Origin of the sequence: Nocardia farcinica, from assembly GCF_029867845.1 — a bacterium.
GTDB lineage: Bacteria > Actinomycetota > Actinomycetes > Mycobacteriales > Mycobacteriaceae > Nocardia > Nocardia farcinica_A.
In genome coordinates, this window is sequence record NZ_JARWRU010000469.1 from 1 (window position 1) to 3,194 (window position 3,194).

Below are 3,194 nucleotides of genomic sequence, written 5' to 3' on the forward strand. Positions count from 1 at the left end.
GTGGTGCCCGATCTGCTGGCGGCGTCGCGGCTGGGACGACGACGACCACACCCACATCCCGGACCCCGCCCCGTCCCCCGCCGCCCCCCCCCCCGAACCCCCAGAGGGGCCCCCCCACTCCACCCCGGGGAGGCGGGGCCCGCCCCCCCCCCCGGGGGGGGGGCCCTCCTGCGGCCCGCCCCCCCGGGGGGGCGCGCCCATCTCAGGAGATCCTCGTTCACGCTCGCCGCGCGACGACTCCGCTCAGAGCGGCAGCTTGCGGAAGATCGGCCGCGGGATGTGCCGCAGCACCATCATCACGTAGCGGAAGACGCCGGGCGCCCAGATGAGCTCCTTGCCCTTGTCCGAGGCCGCGACCGCCAGCGCGGCCACCTCTTCCTTGTCGACGGTGAACGGCGCTTCCTTGGCCCCGGTCGACTTCCAGTAGGCCAGGGTGGTCGCGGTGCGCACCTGGCCGGGGCGCACCACCAGCACGCGCGGGCCGAAGGGGCGCAGCGCCTCGCCGAGGCCGAGGTAGAAGCCGTCCAGGCCGGCCTTGGTGGAGCCGTAGACGAAGTTGGAGCGCTTGACCCGCTCACCGGCCGCCGAGGACATGGCGATGATGCGGCCGTAGCCCTGCGCCTTCATCTTCTCGCCGACCAGCACGCCCACCGAGACGGCGGCGGTGTAGTTCACCCCGGCGATCTGGACGGCCTTGCTCTGGTCCTGCCACAGCTGTTCGGCGTCGCCGAGCAGGCCGAAGGCCACGATCGCGACGTCCACGTCGCCGCGCGCCCAGGCCGCGTCGACCACCTTCGGGTGGCTGTCGGTGTCGAGGGCGTCGAAGTCGAGCACCTCGACCTCGCTCGCGCCCGCCGCCCTCATCTGCTCGACCGCGCTCTCGGTGAGCCGGTCGCCGGGCAGCGTGGCGAGCACGACGCGCGCGGGGCCCTTCTTCAGGTACTCCGCGACGATCGCCAGACCGATTTCCGACGTGCCGCCGAACAGCAGGACGGTTTGCGGGTTGCCAACGGCATTGATCACTGGAGTTCCAGCCTCCTGGCCATATCGGACATGAAAACGCCTGTGGGGTCGACGCTGCGGCGGACCTTGATCCACTCGTCGATCCGGGGATACATCTTGTGGAAGGTCTCGGCGGTGGTGCGCGAGTCCTTGCCGGTGTAGAGCCTGCCGCCGAACTCGAGCACGCGCGCGTCGAGTTCGGTGACGAACTCGTTCAGGCCGGGCCGGATGGGGAAGTCCAGGCAGACGTTCCAGCCGGGCATCGGGAAGCTCAGCGGCGCCTGGTTGCCCTCGCCGAAGTACTTGAACACGTTGAGGAACGAGTAGTGCCCGCTGCGCTGGATGTCGATGAGGATCTGCTTGAACTCCTCGACGGCCTCCGGCGGCACCACGAACTGGTATTGCAGGAAGCCCTGCGAGCCGTAGGCGCGGTTCCACTCGCCGAGCATGTCCAGCGGGTGGTAGAAAGCGGTCAGGTTCTGCGGCTTCTGGCGGTAGGTGGCGCCCTTGCGGTACCAGACCTCGGTGGCCAGCGTGAAGGTCTGCTTGTTGAGCAGGCCGTTCGGGAACAGGTCGGGGAAGGTCAGGAAGGTCTTGCCGGTGAAGCCGAGCGGGTTCTTGCGCAGCTTCTTGGGCAGCTGGTCCAGCTTGGCCAGCGAGCCGCGGGAGATGACCGCACGGCCGAGCTTGGGCATCGGGCTGATCGCGTCGAACCAGGCCGAGCTGTAGGTGTAGTTGTCCTCGCTGCCGTCGCTGTGGAAGGCGATGGTCTCGTCCAGGCCCGCGGTGACATCGCCGTCGGCGATGAAGTACGCCGTCTCGGTCGGGGTCATCTCGATGGTGACGCGCAGGATGATGCCGGTCAGGCCGCAGCCGCCGATCGTCGCCCAGAACAGCTTGGCGTTCTTGCGCGGGGTGAGGTGCTGGATCGTGCCGTCCGCGGTGAGCAGGTCGATCGAGCGCACGTGGTTGCCGAAGCTGCCCGCGCTGTGGTGGTTCTTGCCGTGGATGTCGGAGCCGATGGCCCCGCCCACGGTGACCTGCCGGGTGCCCGGCAGCACCGGCACCCACAGGCCGAACGGCAGCGCGGCGCGCATCAGCTGGTCCAGGGTCACGCCCGCGTCCACGTCGACGAGCCTGGTGTCGGCGTCGATGCGGTGGATCTTGTTCAGCGCGGTCATGTCGACGACCAGGCCGCCCGCGTTCTGGGCGTTGTCGCCGTAGGAACGGCCGAGTCCGCGCGCGATGACGCCGCGCCGCAGATGCGAGGGCTTGGAGTCGTTGTCCTCGGCGACCATCGCGACGGCCTTGGCGATCACTTCCGGGTCGCTGGTCGAGAGCACTTCGGCGGAGGTGGGGGCGGTGCGACCCCACCCGGACAGCGAGCGGGTCCGCGTCGGCAGCGTGTAGGCCCCGGTGCGCTCTGCGGCGCCGCCGGTGCTGCTCGGGGACTGGTCGTCGCCGGTCTTCGGGGTGGTGGTCGGAGCTTTCGTGGACATCGGATCACAGGCTACATGCCCGCGCGGACGCGGGTCCGCTCTCGTTGTACTCGCCGGTACGAGGTGGAGTCCTCCATCCGTTCGACGGGAGTCCTCTGCCGGGGCACAGTGAGTCCTCTGCCGGGCACAGTGAGTCCTCCGCCGGGGCACAGTGAGTCTTCCGCCGGTGCGGCGGGGAGTCCTCTGCCCGTCGGGCGTGGGGTCGGTGCCGAGGCGCCCGGGGCGGCCGCGGCGGGGACCGGTGACCGGTGGGGGCGGGGACCCGCGTCTCGGCGCGACCCGTCGCCCGCGCGGCGTTAGGCTCGTCGCCGTGCACGCCGAACAGCAGCTACCGCCCACCGCCGAGTTACCCGTGGTCGACGATTACTTCGACGGCCCCGAGGGCGGCGGCGCGGGCGGCGTCGACCTGAAGACGCAGATCGTCCGCTTCACGGTCACCGGCGGGCTGTCGGCGATCGTGGACTTCGGCCTGTACCTGATCCTGCTGGAGCTGGTCGGCCTGCCGTTGTCGCTCGCCAAGGCGATCGGCTTCGTCGCGGGCACGACCACGGCCTACCTGATCAACCGCCGCTGGACCTTCCAGGCCCCGCCGAGCCGGGTGCGCTTCCTCGCGGTGGGGGGGCGGGAAACGAACACAAAAACAGGGGGGGGGGGGGTCGCGAACCCACATAGGGAGAGGATAGGCCCCGGGAT

The 3,194-nt window shown here is 70.3% G+C and carries 3 protein-coding genes; 1 reads left to right on the top strand and 2 read right to left on the bottom strand.

The annotated features are described in order from the left end of the window. Window positions 1-243: 243 nt before the first annotated feature. Together QH283_RS10085 and QH283_RS10090 are read right to left on the bottom strand one after the other, a co-directional pair. The gene (locus tag QH283_RS10085; RefSeq protein ID WP_280502752.1) at window positions 244-1,023 is read right to left on the bottom strand and encodes a decaprenylphospho-beta-D-erythro-pentofuranosid-2-ulose 2-reductase; all 780 of its coding nucleotides are present in this window, start codon (window positions 1,021-1,023) and stop codon (window positions 244-246) included. Then, window positions 1,020-2,501, bottom strand: coding sequence for an FAD-binding oxidoreductase (locus tag QH283_RS10090; RefSeq protein WP_280502753.1), 1,482 nt, complete (start codon window positions 2,499-2,501; stop codon window positions 1,020-1,022). The genes QH283_RS10085 and QH283_RS10090 overlap by 4 nt, the downstream gene beginning before the upstream one ends. A gap of 310 nt (window positions 2,502-2,811) precedes the next feature. On the opposite strand from QH283_RS10090, the gene QH283_RS10095 reads away from it, so the two are divergent. Then, the coding region (locus QH283_RS10095; RefSeq protein WP_432420694.1) for a GtrA family protein at window positions 2,812-3,194 on the top strand (383 nt) is incomplete at its 3' end.

Excerpts from the sequence above, each read along its gene's own strand:
- QH283_RS10090 (WP_280502753.1), bottom strand. The coding sequence starts at position 2,501 with ATGTCCACGAAAGCTCCGACCACCACCCCGAAGACCGGCGACGACCAG.